Origin of the sequence: Paeniglutamicibacter kerguelensis, from assembly GCF_017876535.1 — a bacterium.
In the GTDB taxonomy this organism is placed as follows: Bacteria; Actinomycetota; Actinomycetes; order Actinomycetales; family Micrococcaceae; genus Paeniglutamicibacter; species Paeniglutamicibacter kerguelensis.
Genome location: NZ_JAGIOF010000004.1, coordinates 252,159 through 274,285, shown reverse-complemented (window position 1 = coordinate 274,285; position 22,127 = coordinate 252,159). Strand labels below are relative to the sequence as shown.

Below are 22,127 nucleotides of genomic sequence, written 5' to 3'. Positions count from 1 at the left end.
AGTCCCGGGGCGGCCTGTCAGTTTCCGGTGGTCAGTTCCACCAGCAGGGGAAGGGCGTCGTTCCACGCGGAAATGCCGCAACCGTTTTTCAGGTCGAAGTCCCGCTCCACCGACTTGCCGTCAACGGTTCCGGTGATGCTTGCCGTGGCGGGGCCGCCGTATTGCTCGGTGCACATTTGGGTGCCCGGTGCCGGCGCGGGGTCCAGGATCTGCGGGTGCATGGCCAAAAGCGCGCAGGCCTCGTCCGCGCGCGGGTGGTTGCTGGTTTCAAGCGCCGTCGCCCCTGCGCACCGCAGGGAATATACGGCGCTCTGGTTCTGGCCGTCGGCGCGGATGACGATGTCCAGCTCAACCATTGTTTCCTGGCCGGTCGGCGGGGCGGAAGATTGGCCGGGACCCTCGTCGCCGCCGCCGCAGCCTGACAACAGCACCAGGGCCGCGAACAGCGCACCAACTACGGGGAACCGCATGCGGGGACTCATTCTGGTTTCTCGCTCTCCGTCGGGGCAGCCGGGACGTTGGGCCCCGTGCACTAAGTCTGTTCCAGGGGCAGTGCCTGGGCAAGGGCCAGCAATTTGCCCCGCAGGTCCTGCGCCCGGTCCGCGAAGTCCTTCTGCCGGCGCACGTACTCGGCCTTGCCGGCGGGAGTCTCGATGCGGATCGGCTCGTGCCCCCATTCCAGGAGGTCGTACGGGGAGGCCTGCATGTCCATGGTGCGGATGTCCCATGCGAGCTCGAAGCAATCCATCACCAGCTCGCTCGGCACCGCCGGGGCGAGCTTGTACGCCCACTTGTACAGGTCCATGTTGGCGTGCAGGCAGCCGGGCTGTTCCAGGTTGCGCTGGGTCTCGCGGGTTGGCCGCAGCTCGTTCAGCGGTGCGGCCTCGGGGGTGTAGAAGCGATACGCGTCAAAGTGGGTGCAGCGGATCTTGTGTTCCTCCACCACCGCATCGGTGCCCTCGGCGCCCAGGCGCAGCGGCAGGTATTCGTGCCGGATGCCGTTCTGCTCCGACTTGTAGGCCATGGCCCACTCGTGCAGGCCGAAGCAGGCAAAGTTCCCGGGGCGCTGCACGGTGCCGGCAAGGATGATCCGCGCAAAACGGATCGCTTCGAGGCGTGCCGCGGCAAACGCCTCGACGTCCACGGTGTACCCGCGCTCGCCGGTGTCCTCGTTGAGTAGCTCGCGGTAGAACTTCCACTCGGCACGCTCCCGTGCCTGCGCCCCGCCAAGCACCACGCCGGGCCCCGGATGCCAACGGTAGAGCTGTCCGGGCTTCTGCGTGTAGTAGGTGAAGAGGAAGTCCTCAATGGGGTGCTTCTCGCGATTCATGCGCCGCGCGGTGAACGGTTCCCCGAATCGCTTGGAACGTTCCGCGTGGGCGGTCGCCAAGGGCAGCCACTGCTCTTCGGACAGCCAAACCAAGGTGGGGGAATGCATCCTCCCATTATCGCCGGGCGGGACCCAAAGCCTTAAATGCAGTGGTCGGCGGCTTGCGAACCAACGGTCCACAAGCCGCCGACCACTGCGGCGATACTGTTCGGCCTAGCGGCCGGTGCCGCCGTACACGGTTGCTTCGTCATCGGAGTCAAGGTCGAATGCCGCATGGATGGCGCGCACCGCGGTGTCCAGCTTGTTGGCATCCGTGACGATCGAGATGCGGATTTCCGAGGTGGAGATCATGTCGACGTTCACGCCGGCCTGGTGCAGGGCCTCGAAGAAGGTGAAGGAAACGCCCGGGTTGGAGCGCATGCCGGCGCCGATCAGCGACAGCTTGCCAACATTCTCGTTGTAGGAGATGTCCTCGAAGCCGATATCTTCCTGCGCGCCGCCCAGGGCATCCAGCACGACCTTGCCGTCGACCATCGGAAGGGTGAAGGAAATGTCCGTGCGGCCCGACCCCGAGGTCGAAACGTTCTGCACGATCATGTCGATGTTGGCATGGGCGCCGGCAATCACGCCGAAAATCTGGGCTGCCTTGCCCGGAATGTCCGGAACGCCAACGATGGTGACCTTGGCTTCGGAGCGGTCGTGGGCGACACCGGAGATGATGGGCTGTTCCAAGGGTTCTCCTTCTTGAATCTTGATTTGGTCGTCGGGGCTGGGCAGGACCCAGGTTCCTTCATTGCTGCTGAAGGACGAGCGTACATGCAATGGAACCCCAAAGCGGCGTGCATATTCAACGCAGCGCAGGTGCAGGATCTTGGCGCCGGAGGCTGCCATCTCCAGCATTTCCTCGCTGGAAATCGTGTCGATCTTGCGTGCGGTCGGCACCACGCGCGGATCCGCCGTGTAGATGCCGTCCACGTCCGTGTAGATTTCGCAGACATCGGCACCCAGTGCCGCGGCCAGCGCCACCGCGGTGGTGTCGGATCCGCCGCGACCCATGGTGGTGATGTCGTTGGATTCCTTGCTCATGCCCTGGAAGCCGGCGACGATCGCCACGTAGCCGCGCTCGATGGCGCGGCGCACGCGCTGCGGGGAAACCTCGATGACGCGTGCCTTGCCGTGGATTGCGTCGGTCATCACGCCCGCCTGGGAGCCGGTGAATGAAGCCGCCTTGGCGCCCAGGCCGTCGATGGCCATTGCCAGCAACGCCATGGAAATGCGTTCTCCGGCGGAGAGCAGCATGTCCATTTCGCGGGCCGGCGCCTCGTCGGTCAGTTGGTTGGCAAGGTCGAGCAGCTCATCGGTGGTGTCACCCATGGCGGAGACGACGACAACAACTTCGTGGCCGGCGGACTTGGTGTCAATAATCCGACGGGCAACACGTTTGATGCCTTCGGCATCCGAAACGGACGATCCGCCGAATTTCTGGACAATCAGGCTCATGCGTCAGCACACTCCATGGGTGGGGGATTCTCAAATCTGGGTTGAACGCCGCAAGGGCGGCGCGGCTTTAATTTTAGCCATTGTGGTGCACGGACCCGGCATTAGATGACCACGATGGGTCATATTCGACCTGCGAGCTGGTCTGATTGCTTGGTCGAATGTCGCGCGGGTCACCTTTTTGGCGTCGCGGACCCGGTCGGGAACCAATACGTCAATTCGATAACGAAAACCCGACAAGCGCGACGTGACTGGGCCAACTGCGTAGGGTTGGGGACAATGTTCGCGTCTTGAATCGGGGAAGTAGCAACCCATGGAATCCGAAGTCCCAAGCCCCGGCGGGGTGCTGGAAAGCAAACACACCCGAGGAGGCGGCATTGTCGCCACGGGCCTGGCCCGCTCGTTCGGGCCGGTGAAGGCCGTCGAGAACATCGATTTCCGGGCGGCCCCCGGCGAAGTCACGGCCCTGATCGGCCCCAACGGGTCCGGCAAGACCACGCTCCTGCTGATGCTCGCTTCGCTGCTGCGCCCCGATCGCGGCTCGATCTCCGTTGCCGGCGTGGACCCGGCGACGAACCCGCGCGCGGTGCGCGCGGTGCTCGGCTGGATGCCGGACACCCTGGGCGTCTGGGAATCGCTGACCGGCCGGGAAATCCTCACCACCGTGGCGGCGCTCTACGGCATGGACAAGAAGCGTGGGGCGGTGCGCGCGGCGGAATTGCTGGAACTGGTAAGCCTGGGAGACCTGGCCGACACCCCGGCCCGGGTGTTCTCGCGCGGCCAGGCACAAAGGCTGTCGCTGGCCCGCGCGCTGATCAACGACCCCGCCGTGTTGTTGCTCGACGAGCCGGCAAGCGGCCTGGACCCGGGAGCCCGGGTCCAGCTGAGGTTGCTGCTCAGGCAGCTGGCCGACGGCGGGAAGACCGTGGTGATCAGTTCCCACGTGCTGGCGGAGCTTGATGAAATGGCGGACGCCGCGGTGTTCATCTCCAAGGGACACACAGTTCGCAGCCAAACCCTGGCCGAGGCCGGGGCACAAACCCGCGGCTACACCATTGCAACGCTCGATGTCCCGGCACTGCGCCGGGTCCTCGACGAAAACCAGGTCCAGGCGACCTACCAGCACGACCTCGACTCGCCGCGCGGCAACGCCAAGACCCGGCTCGCCGGCGAGGCGGAGGCGGCGGCGCTGCTGAACACGCTCGTCGCGGCCGGCGTTCCCGTCACCGCCTTCGCCCCGTCCTCCGGACTTCTCGAAGAGACCTACCTGAGCCTTGAGGAAGGATCGCCATGAGCGCCCCCGTCACGCAGCGCCCGCCCGAAGCGTCCCCGACCCTGGGTTACCTTGCCGGGATCGGAACGATCTTCAAGCTGGAGATCCTCCAGCGCGTGAGGAGCCGCGGTTGGTACATCATGCTCGCGATCTGGTTCGTGGTGATTGCCGCCGTCGTGGCACTGGCGGCAGCCACCGTCGGGTCCGAGGGATTCGGTGCGGGCCAGGTGATGTTCGAGCTGGTCATCGCGTTCGTCCTGTTCTTCGGAATGCTCATTGCCCCGGCCCTGAGCTCGAACTCCATCACCGGCGACAGAGCAAACGGCACCCTCGCCATCCTGCAAAACACCTTGCTCACGCCGGGGCAATTGCTGATCGGCAAGTGGCTTGCCGCATGGGTTGCCTCCCTGGGGTTCCTGGTGGTGACGATTCCGCTGATCGGCTGGGCCATGACCTATGGGGACGTGTACCTGCCGGGAGTTCCCGTGCTCCTGGGCATGCTGGCCCTGGAACTGGCGATTGTCTGCGCTATCGGCGTCGGCGTTTCGGCCTTGGCCAACCGGACCCTTTTCGCGGTGCTCATCTCCTACCTCTTGGTGGCAATGCTGGGCCTTGGAACGCTGATCGGCTTTGGCCTGAGCATGGAACTGGTCAAGACCGAAGTCATGGTGTCCGAACAAATCTGGCCCGATGAGTACATGAACGGCGACGGAACCGTCGAATGGGACGAGAACAACTACACCTGTGGGACGGCGCTCTACCCCATGACGGCTTACGCGACCGAGCGAAACACCTGGCTGCTGGCGGCCAACCCGTTTGTGGTGGTGGCCGACGCCGTGCCGCGCCCGGCAGTGGATCCAAGCAACCAGTCCTTGGACACGATGGGGCCGATGGGCGGAATCAGCGAGGCCGTGCGCCAGTCGCAGGCCGGGCAGATGGATTTCACCCCGTGCATCAACGGGGTCAAGAATGTCGAGGTGGCGCCCGCAAACGCGACCGCGTTGTGGCCGCTGGGCCTGGGCCTGCAGCTGCTTTTGGCCGCCGTGCTGCTGGTGGCGGGTCGGCGCAAGCTGCATACCCCGGCCGGAAGGCTGGCGACGGGAACCCGCATCGCCTGACATCGATCTTCTTGTGAAATGTTCCTAGCTGCGGGACAGGGCCGGTCGACCGCCCGGCAGTCATGCTCCGGTCCTGCGTGGCAACTGGTGAAAGACCGGGGCGGCAGGAGCGTTGCCGACCAACGCATAAGCCGGCCGGCGTGTAGCTTACTGTAAGGATCATTCGAAGGGACGGAAGCCATGGCAACGGAAGAACCACCGGATCCGGAGGCGGATTACGAGGATGCGGCCCCCGGCGGTGTCCAGTCGGTGGACCGAGCCCTCGCGATCCTGGAAATCCTTGGCCGGGACGGCAGCTCCGGAGTCGGGGAAGTGGCGGAGGAACTGGGCATCCACAAGTCGACGGCGTCCAGGTTGCTCGGTTCGCTGCTGGCCCGGGGAATGGTCCAGCAAAACACGAACCGCGGCAAGTACGAGCTCGGCTTCACCATCCTGCGCCTGGCCAGCACCATCCCGGGCAGGCTCTCGCTGGTGGGGCAAGCGCGCCCGGTCATCGAGGCGCTCGCCGAGGAATACAGGGAAACGGTCAACCTGGCCGTCTTGCGCGAGAAGTACGCGGTGAACGTGGACCAGGCCATGGGCCCCTCGAACCTTGCGACCCACGACTGGCTCGGGAGCCTGACGCCGCTGCATGCCACCTCCAGCGGCAAGGTCCTGTTGGCGGCCCTGGGCGCCGACGAGCGGGGCCGGATCTTGAAGCTCGCGGGGCTTCCGCAGCGCACCATCAACACCATACGAACCCGTGCGGCGCTGGAAAAGGAGCTCCTGCAGGTCGCGAAGAACGGCTATGCGCAGGCCCGTGAGGAGTTCGAGCTGGGCATCAACTCGGTGGCGGTGCCGGTGCGCAACCATCTTGCTGTTGTTGTCGGGGCCATCAGCATCTCCGGACCGACGTTCCGCTTCGATCCCGAAACGATGCCCGGCCTGATTGAGGGGCTCAAACAGGCCGGGCAGCAAGTCAGTGCTTCATTGGGTTACACCGCGGGTTAAAGCCAATGCCGATTGCTTTGGGTGGGCCCGAATCCAGCCTTTAATCGCAATACCGTTTGCTTAGGTCGTTGTTGCGAAGATGCCGAAACCTTCCCGGTCTGCCTCGGTCATGCATCGATCATCAGGTCGGTCCGCGCGGTAGAGCAGCACGGCAGGAACTTGCCGGCCTCGATCTCCCGTGCCCGGATCCCGCCCTGGTGGTTCATTTCCACGTCCCCGGAGAGCTTGACGATCTTGCATGAGCCGCACATGCCTTCCTGGCAGTTCGCGCCGATCCTGACCCCTGCCCGCTTGGCTACGCCGAGGATCTGTTCCTCGGGGTTGATGCGTACGTTGAGGCCGGTGCGCATGAAGGACAGGGTGAGGCTTCCGGTGCCCACGGTGTCGAACGTCGAGGCGTCGGGGGAACCGGCCTCCGGAACCGTGCCCGATCCGTCGCCGGGTGCCTCGGTGCCGGGAGAGCTCGGGTCGGCCGTCTCGAGTGGCAGTCCCGTGGCCTCCAGGGTTCCGTCGGCATCGTAGCCCGGTTCGTAGAGTCCAAGCGTCGCGGGCTGGCTCTCGTAGTACTCCTCGGCGGAAACCGCGATTTCCTCGGCGATCTCTTCGGCGATTTCCCCGGCCAGCGCGATCTCGGCCTCGTACTCCAGGATCGTCTGGCGGTCTCCGGAGAAAAACTCCATGTGGATGGAGGTGTCGTCGACGCCGCCCTCGTTCAGGAGCCCGGTCGCTGTGTTCAGGTAGCCCTCGGGGCCGCAGGCATAGACCTGGCGTCCGTTGGCATCGGGTGCCACCTCATCGAGCATTGCTGCGCTCAGACGCCCGAAAAGACCCTCCCAATCCCCAGGCGCGCTGCGGTCTCCGAGCGAGTAGAAGACCTTGACGCGCGAATCAACGGCGGCAATGTATTCCAGCTCCCGGAAGAAGGCGAAGCCCCCGGGTTCGGCGCCGTGGTAAAGCACCACGACATCGGCATGCCCGGGCAGCGAATGGATGGTCCGCAACATCGACATGATGGGGGTGATGCCGGCGCCCGCGGCGAGTAGGAGGAAGCGCGCCCGCCGGTCGGCATCGGGCAGGTGGAAGGCGCCGACCGGTCCGAGCATGTCCAGCACCATGCCGGGCCTGACGTTTTCGTGCACCCACGGCGAGACCAGACCGGCAGGATCGCGCTTGACAGTGACGCTGAATGTCCACGGTTCGGTGGGCGAACTGGACAGCGAATAGCTGCGGTCCACCGGGTCGCGGTCCTCGCCGTTCACCGGAAAGGCGATGTTGAGGTACTGGCCCGGCCTGAATGCCAGGGGCGCGCCGTCGGCGCGGCGGAACACGAAGGTCATCATGCCGCCGGCCTCGGGAACGGTCTCAACGCACTCGGCCATGAACTCCTGCGGATGCCAGGGACCCAGGGCGCGGGCGGCACCGGCGGGTCCCTCGGTGCTGCCCAGCACCCTGTTCCACGGCATTTCCAGGCCGCGGATGCGCTGCGCCTCCGGAATTGCGGTGGTCGTCATGCTCTCGATCATGCCAAGTGCTCCTGCACGCGCTGCACGTACCAATTGATGAAGGCCTCGACCTGGTATTCGCTCTTCATGTAGGGGCCGGGTTCGTAGGCCGGGCTGTTCGCGCCGGTCTGGCAGAGCTCTACGAACGCCTTGTCCTGCAGGTTGGTTTGCTTCCAGGTGTGGGTGAGCTTCTCAAGGTCGTAGTCGTCGCCTTCTACGGCGTCGTCCGCCACCAGCCAGGTGGTGCGCACGAGGGTCTGGTGCTCATTGATGGGGAATACGGCGAACGTGATGACGTGGTCGCCGAGGAAATGGAACCAGCTGTTGGGCTGCAGGTGCATGGAGCAGCGGCCGAGCCGGAAATCGCGCAAGTCCCCGAGCAACTTCTTGGAGAGCCTGTGTCCGTTGGCCGAGAACGATTCGCCCTCGCCGTCGAGGGGCTCGCGGGAGATGCGGATGCCCGCCACGCGGGTGTCGAGTTCCTCGACGACTTCATAGGGAAGTCCGTAGCGCCGGCAACGCTCTTCGAGCGAAGCCTCGGCTTCCTTGTTGCGGTCCCACACCTCTTCGAGATGTGGTGGGATGAGGCCCTCCGTCAGGCCCCAGGTGGGAAAGAGGGAGCAGGCGAGCTCCGGGTGGCCGTCGCAGTGGTAGCACTCGCGGTTGTTTTCCATGACGAGCTTCCAGTTGCCCTCCTCGATGATGTTCTGCTGGTAGGCGATCTTCGTCTTCGACAGGTCATGGGGTGCGAGGTAGGGCTCGAAGATCTTTGCGGTTTCGTCGAAATCGGCCGGCGGTTCGTCCGCAACGCAGACAAAGACGAGTCCGGCGTAGACGCGGCTGTGGGCGCGCTTGAGGCCGAAGCAGCTCTTGTCGAATTTGGTTTCGCCGGGTGCGGACGCGTGGATCAGGTCGCCGTTGGGCGAGTAGGTCCAGGAGTGGTAGCCGCAGACCAGGTTGCCAGTGGTTCCGGTGGATTCGGTCAAGACCCGCGCGCCGCGGTGGCGGCACACGTTGTGCAAGACGTTGACGCCGCCATCGTCATTGCGCAAGACGATCAAGGAATAGGGGCCGTAGTCGACGGTCACGTAGTCGCCTGGTTCAGGAAGTTCTGCAACGCTTGCTGCGAAGACCCAATGCTGGCCGAAAATGGCCTGCATGTCGATCTTGAAGATCGCCGGATCCGTATAAAACGGCGCGTCGAGGGAATGGCCTTCGAGCCGGTACTCGAACAACTCGGTGATCTCGGCCAGCTGCTCTGCGGGCAATGACGAAGCGAGCTTGCCGCGTGAAGACAGGGGCACGTTCACTGAAGCAGACATGTGTTTACTCCTCGGAGGAATGGGTGGGCATGCGGGGCCGGGGACTACGGAGGGTGATCGCCGTCACTGCAGCTGTCGAAATCGTCGTACTCATGAGGTTAGGGATCCGCGCTCTGCAATAAAAGCGCAAGATTTTGGTGATAATAGTGCAGAATAGGCGCATGATCGATCCACGTCTTACGACGCTTAGGGTGTTTGCGCGATGCGGTACCGTCGGAGCAACTGCGGAGCTCACAGGTTATTCACCATCGGCTGTCTCTGCGCAGCTGCGGGAACTGCAGCGAGCTCTTGGGATGCAGCTGCTGGCGAAGGACGGTCGGGGCGTGCGCTTGACGGCAACCGGCCGATATCTCGTGACGGGCTCGGACACGTTGTTTACGGAATGGGAGCGACTGCGTGCCGCTGCGCTGGAGGCCGGTGACCAGGTGCAATCCCATTTTGGGCTCGGAGGCTTTTCCACCGCGGCCGCACAGCTGCTCGCGCCACTGGCCGCGGCCCTGCGTTCGTCGCGCCCCTTGTTGGAAGTGCAGGTGCTCGAGGCAAATCCGGCCCGATGCTTCGACCTGTTGGTTGCCGAGCGAATCGACCTGGCGGTCATTGTGGCAATGCAGTCCGAGACCCTTGTGGACGAAGATCCGCGTTTTGAGCAGACAACGCTGCTGAACGACCCCCTGGACGTGATCCTTCCGTCCGATCACCGCTTGGCATCGCGTGAAACGGTGACGCTCGAGGAGCTGGCGACGGAACCATGGATCACCGAAGCTCCCGGGTCGACCTATCATGCCCTGTTCACGGCGGCGTTCACGGCGGTCGGTGTGACCCCGCGAATTGCCCATGAGGCCATCGAGTGGGAAACCCAGATCGCCTTCGTCGGCGCGGGAATGGGGGTGGGCCTGCTACCGCGACTGGCGCCTCTGGGAAGCGCGGAAAACGTGACTCGATTGCGCATATCTGGCCAAGGGAAGCCCTCGCGCAGAATCGTCGCTGCCGTACGCCGTGGCAGCATGGATTCGCTGCTTGTCAAGGAATCTCTCGATATCCTGCAGGCCAAGTCCAAGCGAATCCTCATCGACCGGCTGGAAGGCGATCTATGACACCGGGTAAGCATGGACTCGGAGTTTTGGTGGCAATGCGACGCGGCGGCACTGCGTAACCGAGTTCTGCAAGCCTCGGAGGGCGCCATGCCAGCGTTCTGCGACATCCGGTGCAGCTTCCTCCGCGGAAGGAGCAGGGCCTGAATCCGCGTACCTCGGCAGCGGGAATGCCGAACGGGTCTTTGGTCAACCCGCCACTGGTTTCGTCCTCCGAATCCGGTCACGTCCGGTAATGAAGGTGGGGTCAACGGAGCCAATCCGATCTGGTTCACCGGCGTTGATGCCGGAGATTTCTGGGCCCGGATTCCCTCGGTGTCAACCTTCCCCAGCGTGCCTGCCTCAGCCGGGGCCGCGAAAAATATCCGCGCAAATGCTCCGCCCGGCATGGCCTCGGCCTGTGCCCGGTATCTAGTGGGAGCCGCTGGATTGATGCGTCGGTCTCACGTGTTGCCACCGAGCCGGCCGGTATCTTCGCGGGCATTTCTTCATGAGGCACTTGACTCAATCAGCGAGAACCTCCCAATTGGTCGGGTAATACCTCCTTGACTTTCGAATGTGAGGTACGCCACGATTGTTGCTCGAGACGCTTGCTGTTGATCAATGAGAAACATCGTCTCCCCTTTCGTGGCCGGACCAAACCAGAGAAAAGGACTTGACGAGTGAAGCGCAAAGGCTGCACGCACCAGGGTGCCTCACTGGCAGAAGGTGGAACGGAGAGCTGCGAGATCGAATGCCGAAACATGCCTCGACGTTTGATTTGTGGACCGTAGAGGCGGCCCGCAACTAAGTTCCTTGCGCTCGTCCACGCTGTCACCCTCGCCTACTGAATCATCGAGATTGAAGCATCCATTCAGCTGCTAGACCTTCCAGCCGGCATCCACCCCGGATAGCGTCCCCGCAAAGGACGCACCGACTCGTCCCACGGTTCCACCTGGCTCCAAAGACGCAAGTCGCATCCCCCAGTCAAAGGAAACCCTCATGGCAGTGAACACCGACGAAACCACGTCCGAAGAGCCGGACGTACCTGATGCAAACCTGGACGAGGAAATGGAGTCGGCGCCCCAACCGCCGGTTGACACCGTGATCCTGCAGGAGCTGAAGGACAGCGAATCGGAGCGGAATGCGATACGGATGGTTCCGCGCCTGCCCGAGGGGCTGGACAAGGTCACCTTCGGCGTTGCCGGGGCCTTCGCGCTGGCCTTCGTCATCTGGGGGCTGGTCAACACCGCCTCGCTCTCAGCGGCCTCCAACGTGGCGCTGTCCTGGGTCACGGAGAACACCGGCTGGTTTTTTGTCTCGCTGGCCTCGTTCTTCGTGATCTTCGTGCTCTGGCTGGCCCTGGGCCGGTTCGGGAACATCCCGCTGGGACGGGACGGTGAAAAACCGGAGTTCCGCACCATTTCCTGGATCTCCATGATGTTCAGCGCCGGCATGGGAATTGGGCTCGTTTTCTACGGTGTGGCGGAACCTCTCTACCACTACGTGTCCCCGCCCCCGGGAACCGTTGACGGGAGCACCCCCGAAGCCATCCAGACGGCCATGGCCACGTCCATCTTCCACTGGAGCATCCACCCCTGGGCCATGTTTGCGGTGGTCGGTATCGCGATGGCCTACTCGACCTTCCGGTTGGGGCGCCGCCAACTGATCTCCTCCGCATTCACCTCCCTGTTCGGCCCGCGGGTCGAGGGGCCGGCCGGCAAGATCGTGAACATCCTGGCCATCTTCGCCACGCTCTTTGGGACTGCCGCCTCGCTGGGGCTCGGGGCCATGCAGATCGCCAGCGGAATCGAGTTCAACGGCTGGGTCGGCAAGGTCGGCTCCCCGGTGCTGGTCGCTGTCATCACGGTGCTGACCGTCTGCTTCGTGCTCTCCGCCGTCTCAGGGATCTCCCGGGGCATCCAGTGGCTCTCCAACATCAACATGGTCCTGGCCCTGCTGCTGGCGGTACTCGTCTTCGTGCTGGGTCCCACCTTGCTGATCCTGAACCTAGTGCCCTCGGCCATCGGCGACTTCGTCCGCGACCTGCCTTCGATGGCCTCGCGCACCGAGTCGGCCGGTGACGAGTCGGTGCGGGCCTGGATGTCGGGATGGACCATCTTCTACTGGGCCTGGTGGGTCTCCTGGGCGCCGTTCGTGGGCATGTTCATCGCCCGGATCAGCCGCGGTCGCACCATCCGCCAGTTCGTCACCGGCGTACTGCTGGTCCCGTCCCTGGTGTCCGTCATCTGGTTCTCGATCTTCGGCGGTGCAGCCTTCGACGTCCAGCTCAAGGCCGAGGCCTCCAACGGCGCAACCGACTCGATGGTGAGCATGGTCGACGGGGAACCGTCCATCGACTTCCAGGGCGCCATGTTCGACCTGGTCCACCACCTGGGCACGTCCCCGGGAATCACCCTGGCCTTGGCCATTCTTACCATGGTCCTGGTCGGCATCTTCTTCGTCACCGGGGCCGACTCCGCCTCGATCGTGATGGGCTCGCTGAGCACCAACGGGCGTCTGGAACCCTCCAAGCGCGTGATCGTGTTCTGGGGGGTGCTCACCGGGGCAGTTGCCGCCATCATGCTGCTGGCCGGCGGGGACGACCCCGGGCAAGCGCTAAACGGCCTGAAAAACATCACCATCGTCTCCGCACTGCCCTTCGCGGTCGTCATGTTCATCCTGTGCATCGCCCTGGTGAAGGACCTGCGCCGAGACCCGCTGGCGCTGCGCAAGAAACTGGCCGACTCGGTGGTCGAACGGGCCATCCGCAGCGGCGTGGACGAACACGGCGGGGTGCCCTTCGAGCTGGTGACCAGGCACGACTGCACCGACGCCTGTGCCTCCACGGACCGTTGTCCGGGCCGGGGTGCCGACGCCTGATGAACCTCCGCGATCCACACACCACCATCAACCAATATCCATCCACCTTTCAGCGAGCCAAGGGAGCAACCAACGTGACCACCATGACCCACGAGCCGGTACCGACCGCCGATGCCACGCACCCGCGCAGCGTCCGCTTCGTCCTCACACTCTCCTGCCCGGACAAGCCGGGGATCGTGCGGGCCGTGACCGGGTTCCTCGACGATGCCGGCTTCGATATCGCCGAGCACCAGCAATTCGACGACCACGTCGGCGGCCGGCTCTTCCTGCGCACGGCACTGGCCGGCGGGGACCCACGGGAAACCGTCGAGCAGCTGGAAGCTGCGTTCGCAGAGCTGGCGGGGGAGTTCGACATGGACTTCGCGTTCCACGACGGACGGGCCCAGCGGGTGCTGGTCATGGTCTCGAAGTTCGGGCACTGCCTCAACGACCTGATCTACCGCTGGCGGACCGGAACGCTCGGCGCCGAGCTGGTCGGAGTCGTCTCCAACCACGAGGACCTGCGCCCCATGGCCGAGGCCGCCGGGCTGCCGTTCATCCACATCCCGGTCACCGCCGACACCAAGCCCGCCGCCGAGGCCCGGCTCCAGGAGGTCATCGCCGGACACCGGGCGGACGTGGTGGTACTGGCCCGCTACATGCAGGTGCTCTCAAACGAGCTGACCGCCGCGCTGCACGGGCGGGCCATCAACATCCACCACTCGTTCCTGCCCGGGTTCAAGGGCGCCAAGCCCTACCACCAGGCCTACGCCCGCGGCGTGAAGATGGTCGGGGCCACCGCGCACTACGTCACCGAGTCCCTGGACGAGGGACCGATCATCGAACAGGAAGTGTTCCGGGTCGACCACGTCCCGGATGCCGACGCCCTGGCGCGGATCGGCCGAGACGCCGAGGCCCAGGCCTTGGCCCGGGCCATCACCTGGCATTGCCAGCACCGCATCCTGCTGAACAACACCCGCACCGTCGTCTTCCGCTAAACACCCCCCGAAAAGGAGCATTTCCATGAACCAAGCACCCCGCGTCGTCATCATCGGGGCCGGCATCGTCGGCGCGAACCTGGCCGACGAGCTGGCCGTCCGCGGCTGGACCAACACCACCGTCATCGAGCAGGGACCCCTGCACCTGGCCGGCGGATCCACCTCCCATGCCCCGGGACTGGTCTTCCAGACCAACGCCTCGAAGTCGATGACCGAGTTCGCCAGCTACACCGTCGAAAAGCTGCTGTCCCTGACGAAGGACGGCACCTCCTGCTTCAACCAGGTTGGCGGGCTGGAAATAGCCACCACCCCCGAACGCCTGGAAGAGCTCAAGCGCCGGCACGGATTCGCCACCTCCTGGGGGCTCGAATCGCGGCTGATCGACCCCGCCGAATGCAAGCGGCTCTACCCGTTGCTGGAACAGGACACGGTGCTGGGCGGCTTCCTGGTTCCCTCCGACGGGTTGGCGTCCGCGGCGCGGGCGGTGCAGCTGCTCATTGAGAAGTCCACCGCGGCCGGGGTGCGGTTCCTGGGGGACACGACCGTCACCGGGATCGAGCAGGAGGGCGGGAAGGTCACCGGGGTGCGGATCGGGGACGATACGGTCATCGAGGCGGACATCGTGGTTTCCTGCGCCGGGTTCTGGGGACCTGCCATCGGGGACATGATCGGGATGCGCGTGCCGCTGCTGCCGCTGGCCCACCAATACGTCACCAGCGATGCGCTGCCGGAGCTCGCCGGGCGCAACCCCGGGCCCAACGGGGCCTCCCTGCCGATCCTGCGCCACCAGGACAAGGACCTGTACTACCGCGAGCACGGGGATCGGATCGGCATCGGCTCCTACGCCCACCGCCCGATGCCGGTGGACTTGGACTCCCTGGCGAAGGTGCCGGCCGAGCGCATGTCCGAGCACGAGATGCCCTCGCGGCTGGATTTCACCGAAGAGGACTTCCTGCCATCCTGGGAGGATTCGAAGAAGCTGCTCCCTGCTTTGGGCGGCAGGTCGATCGAGGACGGCTTCAACGGGATCTTCTCCTTCACCCCCGACGGCGGCCCGCTGGTGGGTCAGGCCCCCCAGCTGGAGGGCTTCTACGTCGCCGAGGCCGTCTGGGTGACCCACTCGGCCGGCATCGCCCGGGCCGTGGCCGAGCTGCTCATCGACGGACAGCCATCCATCTCCCTGCACGAGGGCGAGGTGACCCGCTTCGAGGCGGTGCAAACCACCAAGGAGTACGTCAGCGAGACGTCCCAGCAGAACTTCGTGGAGATCTACGACATCCGCCACCCGCTGGAGCCGCGCACCTCGCCCCGGGACCTGCGTTCCAGCCCGTTCCGTCGTCGGCAGGACGAGCTCGGTGCCGTCTACCTGGAGTCCGCTGCGTGGGAGCGCCCGCACTGGTTTGAGGCCAACCGGGACCTGCTCGACGAGCTGCCAGAAGCATGGCGGTCCCCGGGACGAGACGAATGGTCAAGCAAGTTCCATTCCCCGATCTCGGCGGCCGAAGCCTGGAAGACGCGCACCGCGGTGGCCATGTACGACATGACCCCGCTCAAGCGCCTCGAGGTCTCCGGGCCCGGGGCCTTGGCCCTGCTGCAGCGGCTGAGCACCGGCAACATCGCCAAGAAGCCGGGCGCGGTGACCTACTGCCTGCTGCTGAATCCCGACGGGGGCATCCGCAGCGACGTGACCATTGCGCGGCTGGGTGAAGAACGCTTCCAGCTGGGCGTGAACTCCAACATCGACCTCGACTACTTCACGGTCCAGGCCCGCCGCCAGGCCGAGGCCGACCCGGCAGCGTGGGCGCACGTCAGTGACATCACCGGTGCCACCTGCTGCATCGGGCTGTGGGGGCCGCTGGCCCGCGAGGTCATGGCCAAGGTCAGCGAGGACGACTTCTCCAACGAGTCGCTGAAGTACTTCCGCAGTGCCGAGGTGGTCATCGGAGGGATCCCGGTCACCGCGATGCGCCTGTCCTACGTGGGAGAGCTCGGATGGGAACTGTACGCCAGCGCCGAGACCGGACAGAAGCTTTGGGACGTGCTCTTCGAGGCCGGGCGCGAGAGCGGGATCATTGCCGCCGGCCGCGGGGCGTTCAATTCCCTGCGCCTGGAAAAAGGCTACCGGCTCTGGGGCACCGATGTGACGCCCGAGCACCACCCGTTCGAATCGGGTCTGGGCTTCTCCATCGCCAAGGACAAGACGGGGTTTGTGGGGGCCGACGCGGTGGATGTGCTGCGCACCAAGCCCTCGGATCGGGCCCTGCGCTGCCTGACCGTCAACGACGGGACCTCCATGGTGCTGGGCAAGGAACCGGTGTTCATCGACGGGAGCCCCGCCGGGTATGTCACGTCCGCCGCCTACGGCTACACGGTCCGCACGCCGCTGGCCTATGCGTGGCTGCCTGCCGCGACTGTGGAGGGCGACCAGGTGGAGATCGAGTACTTCGGCCGCCGGATTCCCGCGACGGTTGCCGCGGATCCGCTCTTCGACCCGAAGATGGAGCGCCTGCGCGGGTAGCTTACGCCCACGTCATCCGGCATGGCACGCGGGGTTTGGACCCGGGTGACATGCCGGGCGGCGCAAGCTGCATACCCCCGCCGGGAAGCTGGCGTCGGGAACCCGCATCGCCTGGCTTCCTGAAGCCGAGAAGCCCGGCGGTGGTCTAGCTGGCGGAGACGGTGTCCGGGGCCTGGGTTTCGGCGGCCGGCGTCTCGGAAACCGGCGCGGTTGTGGGTGCCGGGGCCGGTGCTGCGGCGGGTGCCGAGCGAACCAAGGGGGCCGCCGGAGCGCTCACGGCGGTGGAGCGGCGTCCCTCGATGGCCCGTGCGAGGGTGACCTCGTCCGCGTATTCCAGGTCCCCGCCCACCGGCAGGCCGGAGGCCAGTCGGGTGATCTCGATGCCCAGCGGGCGCAGCGTGCGGGTCAGGAACGTGGCCGTGGCCTCGCCCTCCAGGTTGGGGTCCGTTGCCAGGATGATCTCGGTGATGCGCTCGTCGCCCAGCCGGGCAATGAGCTCGCGGATGTGCAGCTGCTCGGGGCCGACCCCGTTGATGGGATTGATGGCGCCGCCGAGCACGTGGTAGCGGCCGGTGAAGGCACGGGTGCGTTCGATCGCCATGACGTCCTTGGACTCCTCGACCACGCAGATCACCGAGTCGCTGCGGCGTTCGTCGCGGCAGATCCCGCAGGTCTCGGATTCGGAGACGTTGAAGCAGATGCTGCAGAACTTCACACGTTCCTTGACCACGCGAATGGCCTCGGAAAGCCGCTTCATGTCCTCCGGGTCCGCCTCAAGGATGTGGAAGGCGATGCGCTGGGCCGACTTCGGACCGATCCCCGGAAGCCTGCCCAACTCATCAATGAGTTCCTGGACTGCGCCTTCGTACACTTGCGTTCACACTGCCTAATTTTGCTGTTCCCGATAACTGACCGTGGGTGAGACTACACGTCCAACGCGACACTTTATCGAAAGTGCCCGTGAAGACTAGCGAATCCTGTCCGGGCGTTCGATCACATTGCCCTGGGGATCGCGTTCCTCGATAACCCGGCCCTTGAGAATGCGCTCAATGGCCGGCACGCCGAGCAGGGACGAGTCCTCGATGGCGATGTCGTCGTCACTGGGGACGAATTCCGTATCATCCGATTCTACCGGCGTCGGCTGTGCGGGGGCCTGTTGGCTCGGCTCCGGAGTTGGCCGCGGCCGCGCGAAATCTGGCGCATCCGCGGGGTTGCCCCAGGCTCCCGCAGTTGGATCCGTGGGAACCTGCTGCGCGACGACCCTGGCGCCGCCGCCGTCGGTCACGCCCGCGGCGCGGTTCATCAGCCGCTGGTAGCGGCTGAGTTTCCCGTCCGCTGCCGGTGCGTTGGATACCGGGGCTGCGCCGGCGCTTGGAGCAGGTGCGGCGGGTGCAGGCACCGGCATGCCCCACGTGGCAGCCGAGGCGCCGGGTGGCGGGGCGACCGGACGGTCGGCAGCACCCAGTGAGGGGGCGGGCGCGACATAGCCCTTAGGGGTTGCCGGTGGCGGAACCGGGGGGAGCGAGGCGGCTGCCGCGCGGGGTGCCGGGGCCGCGGAATCCGTGCCCCAGGCGGGTTCGGCCGAACCCGTTGCCGTGCTGAGCTCCGCATCCCAATCGGGTACCGGAACGGAGGAAGCGTCCCAGTCCCCGCCTGCGTCGTCCCATGGTTCGGAATCATAGGTGGGTTCCGGTCCGAAGCCCGGGTCGTCATCGCCGAAGGGCGGCGAAGCCTGCTCGGGTGCGGACGCGGGCGACGGCGCGGATGCTGCCGTACGGGGTGCCGGAGCAGCAGACACAGGTGCCGGCGCAGCAAGCGCTGGTGCGACTGGTGCCTGCGCCGCGGGTCCTTGCACGGACGACGGAGCGGCGGAGGCGGCAACCTGCGGTTGGGCCGATTCCTGCGGAGCCGGAGCCTGGGCAGGACGGGGTGCGGCTGGCTGGACAGGCGCAAGTGCTGCTGCCTGCGCTGCTGGCTGAGGGGTTCCCCATCCCGATGAAGCGGGTGCGGGTGCACCGGGGGAGGGAGTGGCGGTGTGCTGCTGTGGTGCGGATTCAGCTGGACTCGAGGTCACCGCCGGCTCGGGCCGGCGATCAACTTTTGGGCCAGAACCACCCGCCGGTGCGGACCCTCCCGCGACGATGGCCAACTCGACCTGAACGCCCAGCACCTTCTGGATGCTCTGGCCAAGGATCGAGATGTGCTCCGGGCGAGCCGTGAACGCGGTCAATGCGCCCGGGTGCGCGAAGCTGACGGTCAGCGTGCGGCCGTCGAAGCCCGTCACCGAGGCATTGGGTGCAACCGTCATCCAGAGGAACCTCTTGGTGCTCTTCAGCTCCTCAAGGATGTCCGGCCATGCGCGGCGGAACATCTCCACGGATCCGGCGCCTCCTGCATGCGCGGGTGCGCCCTGTGCCTGGGGTGCCTGCATTGCGGGAGGCTGTTGGGCCTGTCCCGGATGCTGCTGCGAAGACCCGGCCTGCTGGGCCGGCGCCTGCTGCGAAGGAACGGGCTGCTGTCCAGGGCGCTGCTGCGACGGCGCGGCCTGCTGCGTTGGCGCCTGTTGCCGCTGGAACTGCGGAGCCTGCTGTTGCTGGACCGGCGGCGCCTGCTGCTGGCGTTGCTGCTGCTGCGCGGCGCGCTGCTGGGCCGCACGTTCCTGTTCGGCGGCTTCCTGGGCGGCACGCTGTTCCCGGGCTGCTGCTTCCTGGGCCGCGCGTTCCTGCGCGGCGCGCTGTTCGGCGGCGGCCTTTTCCCGGGAGGCTTGCTCCTGGGCTTCGCGTTCCTTCGCGGCCTTTTCTTCCATGGCGCGCTTGGTGAACTCGGCCATGGCCTGGTTTTGCTGGATCGGTGCGGGCTCCGTGGCGGGCGTAGGGGCGCCTTCCTCGGACTCGGGTTCGCGATCGGGCAGGATGCTGAACGGCGGCACGTCTGCAGGCGGGTTCACCGGGGTGCTCTGCGCGGGCGCCACCGGTTGGGTCACGGGGTTTGCCGGCGCGTCGGGAACGGGTCCCCAGGTGCCTCCCCAGTCGGCGGAGTTTTCCGAATCGTTTGCCGGTGCTGCCGGTGCTGGCGCGGCCGGAGCCGAACCAGCGGGTGCCGAGGAAGCCTGCGCTGGCGTCACAGGTGCAACCGGGGCAGCGGCAGGTGCCTCGGCGGAATCCTGTGCTGCCTGCGGTACGGGGGCCGCCTGCGGTGCGGGCTGCTGCTCGGGTTCAGGGGTCGCCGCAGGAGCCGGGGCGGCGGCGGGGCCGCCCTCCTTTTGGGCTCGTGCGGCGCGAAGTGCTTCACGCACCGCGGCCGCACCCTGGCCCTGGTTTTCCGACTCGTAGCCGGAGGAGGAGTCCGAAGGCTGGCCGGAGTGGCCCGCGTCCGAAGCAGCCGCTGCGGGAATGTCGTCTCCGGCGTAGGCCAGTCGGCGTTCGACCCGGTCCATGCGCGCGTTGAAGCCGCGCTCGCTGGCATCGGAGGCCGGCAGTAGCAAGCGGGCGCACAAAAGCTCAAGGTGCAGGCGCGGCGAGGTGGCGCCGGACATCTCGGTCAGCCCGGCGTTCGTGACGTCGGCCCAGCGGCTGAGCTCGGCCTGGCCAAGCCCCGCGGCCTGGGTCTGCATGCGGTGCAGCTGGTCCTCGGGCAAGCCGCGGATGATTTGCGAGGCGTTCTCGGGGACGGCGCGCACGATGATCAAGTCGCGGAAGCGCTCCAGCAGGTCCTCAACGAAGCGGCGTGGGTCGTGGCCGGTCTGCACCACGCGGTCCACGGCACCGAACACGGTCCCCGCGTCCCCGGCGCCCAGGGCGTCCACGACGTCGTCAAGCAGCGAAGCATGGGTGTAGCCGAGCAGCGACACCGCCAGCTCGTAGTCAAGGCCGTCGGGTCCCGCGCCCGCGATCAGCTGGTCCAACACGGACAGCGAGTCGCGGACCGAGCCGCCGCCGGCGCGGATGACCAGCGAAAGCACGCCCGGGGCCACCGCAACGCCCTCGGCGGTGCACAGGTACTCGAGGTACTTGATCAGGGGCTCGGGCGGAACCAGCCGGAACGGGTAGTGGTGGGTGCGCGAACGGATCGTGCCGATGACCTTGTCCGGCTCGGTCGTCGCGAAGATGAATTTGATGTGCTCCGGCGGCTCCTCGACGATCTTCAGCAGGGCGTTGAAGCCCGCCGAGGTGACCATGTGGGCCTCGTCGATGATGAAGATCTTGTAGCGGTCGCGCACCGGGGCGAACGTGGCACGTTCGCGGAGGTCGCGGGCGTCGTCGACGCCACCGTGGGACGCCGCGTCGATCTCGATGACGTCAAGGGAACCCGGGCCTCCGCTGGCCAGCTCGATGCAGCTGGGGCAGGTGCCGCACGGGGTCGGCGTTGGGCCCTGGGCACAGTTAAGGCAGCGGGCCAGGATGCGGGCGGACGTGGTCTTGCCACAACCGCGCGGACCGGAGAAGAGGTAGGCATGATTGACCCGGTTCTTTTCCAGGGCCGTCATCAGCGGTGTGGTGACATGTTCCTGCCCGATCACGTCCCCGAAATTGTCGGGACGGTAGCGACGGTAAAGAGCTGTACTCACGAGGGCCACCCTATCGGTTTTCCGGTGCCAAGCGCATCCCGCGCTTCTCACCCGGATCGGTTGTGAAGACCCACGGATCCGTGGGTAGAAGTGTTGGGTCAAAGGCCGCCAACGCGGCATCAAGAGACGTGGTCGGCAGTTCCAGGGACGCAAGCATCATGGATCTTGCTTCGCCGGGGCCGACGCCGTGCCCGGCGAGCTGGCCCAGTGTGACGGACCCGTCGCGTTTGGCCAGCCGTTTGCCCTCGGCGTTCAATGCCAGCGGGACGTGCGCGTAGCCCGGCGCGGTGTACCCCAGCAACCCCGCCAGGTACGCCTGCCGGGGTGCCGAGGAGAGCAGATCGTCCCCGCGCACCACTTGGTCGATGCCCTGAATGCCGTCGTCAACTACGACCGCCAGGTTGTAGGCCGGAACTCCGTCGTTGCGCAGCACCACAAAGTCGTCGACGACTCCGGTGAATGGTCCGTGCAGCGCATCCGTGACGGAGAACTCGGTGGTTTCGCTGCGCAGGCGCAGGGCCGCGGGACGCATCGCCCGCTTCGCTTCCCGCTCGGATTCGCTGAGATCGCGGCAGGTGCCGGGATAGGTCCCGGGAGCGGCGTGTGGTGCGCTTCCGGCCTCGGCAATGTCGCGCCGGGTGCAGTAGCACTCAAAGAGCAGGTTGCGTGAACGCAGGTCGTCTATTGCCGCGGAGTACAGGGGCATGCGATCGCTTTGGCGGACGGTCGGCCCGTCCCAGTCAAGGCCGATGGCCCGCAGGTCTGCGAGTTGGAGTTCCTCGGCGCCGGCCCGGGCGCGATCCAGGTCTTCGACGCGCATCAGGAATTCGCGTTGCGTGGAACGGGCGAAAAGCCACGCCAGGATTGCGGTGCGCAGGTTTCCAAGGTGTAGTTCCCCTGAAGGGCTGGGAGCGAATCGTCCGGCACCCATGACTACTCCTTTTCAATCCCTTGAGCAGCAAACGCAACTACGGGCAGACAGTAAAAGCCCCTCATGCACCTGCCAGAGCCCATCTACCCTTGCTACCTTCCGGTCCTGGGGGAGTTCAACAGGATGACACCACATGAGGGGCCGTTAAA

At 65.9% G+C, this 22,127-nt stretch carries 15 protein-coding genes and 1 other RNA gene; 7 read left to right on the top strand and 9 right to left on the bottom strand.

Annotated elements, in window-relative coordinates:
* Window positions 1–17 precede the first annotated feature (17 nt).
* The 3 genes from JOF47_RS20590 to JOF47_RS20580 all read right to left on the bottom strand — a co-directional run bounded on the left by JOF47_RS20590 (window position 18) and on the right by JOF47_RS20580 (window position 2,830).
* Entirely contained in the window at window positions 18–482 is a 465-nt protein-coding gene (locus JOF47_RS20590) for a subtilase-type protease inhibitor (protein WP_210002427.1), read from the bottom strand.
* Between the two features lie 50 nt (window positions 483–532).
* Window positions 533–1,438: a 3-methyladenine DNA glycosylase gene (locus JOF47_RS20585; RefSeq protein WP_210002425.1), complete on the bottom strand. Its 906-nt coding sequence runs from the start codon at window positions 1,436–1,438 to the stop codon at window positions 533–535.
* Between the two features lie 105 nt (window positions 1,439–1,543).
* Window positions 1,544–2,830 carry an aspartate kinase gene (locus JOF47_RS20580; RefSeq protein WP_210002423.1) on the bottom strand — a complete coding sequence of 429 codons (1,287 nt, stop codon included), beginning with the start codon at window positions 2,828–2,830 and terminating at the stop codon, window positions 1,544–1,546.
* A 310-nt stretch (window positions 2,831–3,140) separates the two neighbouring features.
* Between JOF47_RS20580 and JOF47_RS20575 the strand changes: the two genes are divergently transcribed.
* The 3 genes from JOF47_RS20575 (at window position 3,141) to JOF47_RS20565 (ending at window position 6,208) form a co-directional block, all read left to right on the top strand.
* A complete protein-coding gene (locus JOF47_RS20575; RefSeq protein ID WP_210002422.1) occupies window positions 3,141–4,121 on the top strand; it encodes an ABC transporter ATP-binding protein in 981 nt (326 codons plus the stop codon).
* A complete protein-coding gene (locus tag JOF47_RS20570; RefSeq protein WP_210002420.1) occupies window positions 4,118–5,218 on the top strand; it encodes an ABC transporter permease in 1,101 nt (366 codons plus the stop codon). The genes JOF47_RS20575 and JOF47_RS20570 overlap by 4 nt, the downstream gene beginning before the upstream one ends.
* 180 nt (window positions 5,219–5,398) lie before the next feature.
* The gene (locus JOF47_RS20565; protein ID WP_210002418.1) at window positions 5,399–6,208 is read left to right on the top strand and encodes an IclR family transcriptional regulator; all 810 of its coding nucleotides are present in this window, start codon (window positions 5,399–5,401) and stop codon (window positions 6,206–6,208) included.
* 107 nt (window positions 6,209–6,315) lie between these two features.
* Here the strand turns inward: JOF47_RS20565 and JOF47_RS20560 are convergent, their stop codons facing one another.
* Entirely contained in the window at window positions 6,316–7,731 is a 1,416-nt protein-coding gene (locus JOF47_RS20560) for a ferredoxin reductase (RefSeq protein ID WP_210002416.1), read from the bottom strand.
* On the bottom strand, window positions 7,728–9,032 hold the full coding sequence (locus JOF47_RS20555; RefSeq protein WP_210002414.1) for an aromatic ring-hydroxylating oxygenase subunit alpha: 1,305 nt from the start codon (window positions 9,030–9,032) through the stop codon (window positions 7,728–7,730). The genes JOF47_RS20560 and JOF47_RS20555 overlap by 4 nt, the downstream gene beginning before the upstream one ends.
* A 161-nt stretch (window positions 9,033–9,193) precedes the next feature.
* Here JOF47_RS20555 and JOF47_RS20550 point away from each other — a divergent pair, with 161 nt between their 5' ends.
* The 4 genes from JOF47_RS20550 to JOF47_RS20535 all read left to right on the top strand — a co-directional run bounded on the left by JOF47_RS20550 (window position 9,194) and on the right by JOF47_RS20535 (window position 16,480).
* Entirely contained in the window at window positions 9,194–10,126 is a 933-nt protein-coding gene (locus tag JOF47_RS20550) for a LysR family transcriptional regulator (RefSeq protein ID WP_210002412.1), read from the top strand.
* A gap of 978 nt (window positions 10,127–11,104) precedes the next feature.
* On the top strand, window positions 11,105–12,985 hold the full coding sequence (locus tag JOF47_RS20545) for a BCCT family transporter (protein ID WP_210002410.1): 1,881 nt from the start codon (window positions 11,105–11,107) through the stop codon (window positions 12,983–12,985).
* Window positions 12,986–13,068: 83 nt separating this feature from the next.
* Complete coding sequence (purU, locus tag JOF47_RS20540; protein ID WP_210002851.1) at window positions 13,069–13,962, top strand: formyltetrahydrofolate deformylase; 894 nt, start codon at window positions 13,069–13,071, stop codon at window positions 13,960–13,962.
* Window positions 13,963–13,987: 25 nt separating this feature from the next.
* A complete protein-coding gene (locus JOF47_RS20535) occupies window positions 13,988–16,480 on the top strand; it encodes a GcvT family protein (RefSeq protein WP_210002408.1) in 2,493 nt (830 codons plus the stop codon).
* A gap of 145 nt (window positions 16,481–16,625) precedes the next feature.
* Here the strand turns inward: JOF47_RS20535 and recR are convergent, their stop codons facing one another.
* From recR to ffs, 4 genes are all read right to left on the bottom strand, one after another.
* Window positions 16,626–17,351: a recombination mediator RecR gene (gene recR, locus JOF47_RS20530; RefSeq protein WP_210002406.1), complete on the bottom strand. Its 726-nt coding sequence runs from the start codon at window positions 17,349–17,351 to the stop codon at window positions 16,626–16,628.
* A 96-nt stretch (window positions 17,352–17,447) separates the two neighbouring features.
* On the bottom strand, window positions 17,448–21,047 hold the full coding sequence (locus tag JOF47_RS20525) for a DNA polymerase III subunit gamma and tau (protein WP_342592884.1): 3,600 nt from the start codon (window positions 21,045–21,047) through the stop codon (window positions 17,448–17,450).
* Between the two features lie 10 nt (window positions 21,048–21,057).
* Window positions 21,058–21,978 carry a tRNA glutamyl-Q(34) synthetase GluQRS gene (gluQRS, locus tag JOF47_RS20520; protein WP_210002402.1) on the bottom strand — a complete coding sequence of 307 codons (921 nt, stop codon included), beginning with the start codon at window positions 21,976–21,978 and terminating at the stop codon, window positions 21,058–21,060.
* Window positions 21,979–22,027: 49 nt separating this feature from the next.
* Window positions 22,028–22,124: signal recognition particle sRNA small type (gene ffs, locus JOF47_RS20515), an RNA gene on the bottom strand.
* Between the last annotated feature and the right edge of the window lie 3 nt (window positions 22,125–22,127).

Excerpts from the sequence above, each read along its gene's own strand:
- JOF47_RS20590 (WP_210002427.1), bottom strand. The coding sequence starts at position 482 with ATGAGTCCCCGCATGCGGTTCCCCGTAGTTGGTGCGCTGTTCGCGGCC.
- JOF47_RS20585 (WP_210002425.1), bottom strand. The coding sequence starts at position 1,438 with ATGCATTCCCCCACCTTGGTTTGGCTGTCCGAAGAGCAGTGGCTGCCC.
- JOF47_RS20580 (WP_210002423.1), bottom strand. The coding sequence starts at position 2,830 with ATGAGCCTGATTGTCCAGAAATTCGGCGGATCGTCCGTTTCGGATGCC.
- JOF47_RS20575 (WP_210002422.1), top strand. The coding sequence starts at position 3,141 with ATGGAATCCGAAGTCCCAAGCCCCGGCGGGGTGCTGGAAAGCAAACAC.
- JOF47_RS20570 (WP_210002420.1), top strand. The coding sequence starts at position 4,118 with ATGAGCGCCCCCGTCACGCAGCGCCCGCCCGAAGCGTCCCCGACCCTG.
- JOF47_RS20565 (WP_210002418.1), top strand. The coding sequence starts at position 5,399 with ATGGCAACGGAAGAACCACCGGATCCGGAGGCGGATTACGAGGATGCG.
- JOF47_RS20560 (WP_210002416.1), bottom strand. The coding sequence starts at position 7,731 with ATGATCGAGAGCATGACGACCACCGCAATTCCGGAGGCGCAGCGCATC.
- JOF47_RS20555 (WP_210002414.1), bottom strand. The coding sequence starts at position 9,032 with ATGTCTGCTTCAGTGAACGTGCCCCTGTCTTCACGCGGCAAGCTCGCT.
- JOF47_RS20550 (WP_210002412.1), top strand. The coding sequence starts at position 9,194 with ATGATCGATCCACGTCTTACGACGCTTAGGGTGTTTGCGCGATGCGGT.
- JOF47_RS20545 (WP_210002410.1), top strand. The coding sequence starts at position 11,105 with ATGGCAGTGAACACCGACGAAACCACGTCCGAAGAGCCGGACGTACCT.
- purU (WP_210002851.1), top strand. The coding sequence starts at position 13,069 with ATGACCCACGAGCCGGTACCGACCGCCGATGCCACGCACCCGCGCAGC.
- JOF47_RS20535 (WP_210002408.1), top strand. The coding sequence starts at position 13,988 with ATGAACCAAGCACCCCGCGTCGTCATCATCGGGGCCGGCATCGTCGGC.
- gluQRS (WP_210002402.1), bottom strand. The coding sequence starts at position 21,978 with ATGGGTGCCGGACGATTCGCTCCCAGCCCTTCAGGGGAACTACACCTT.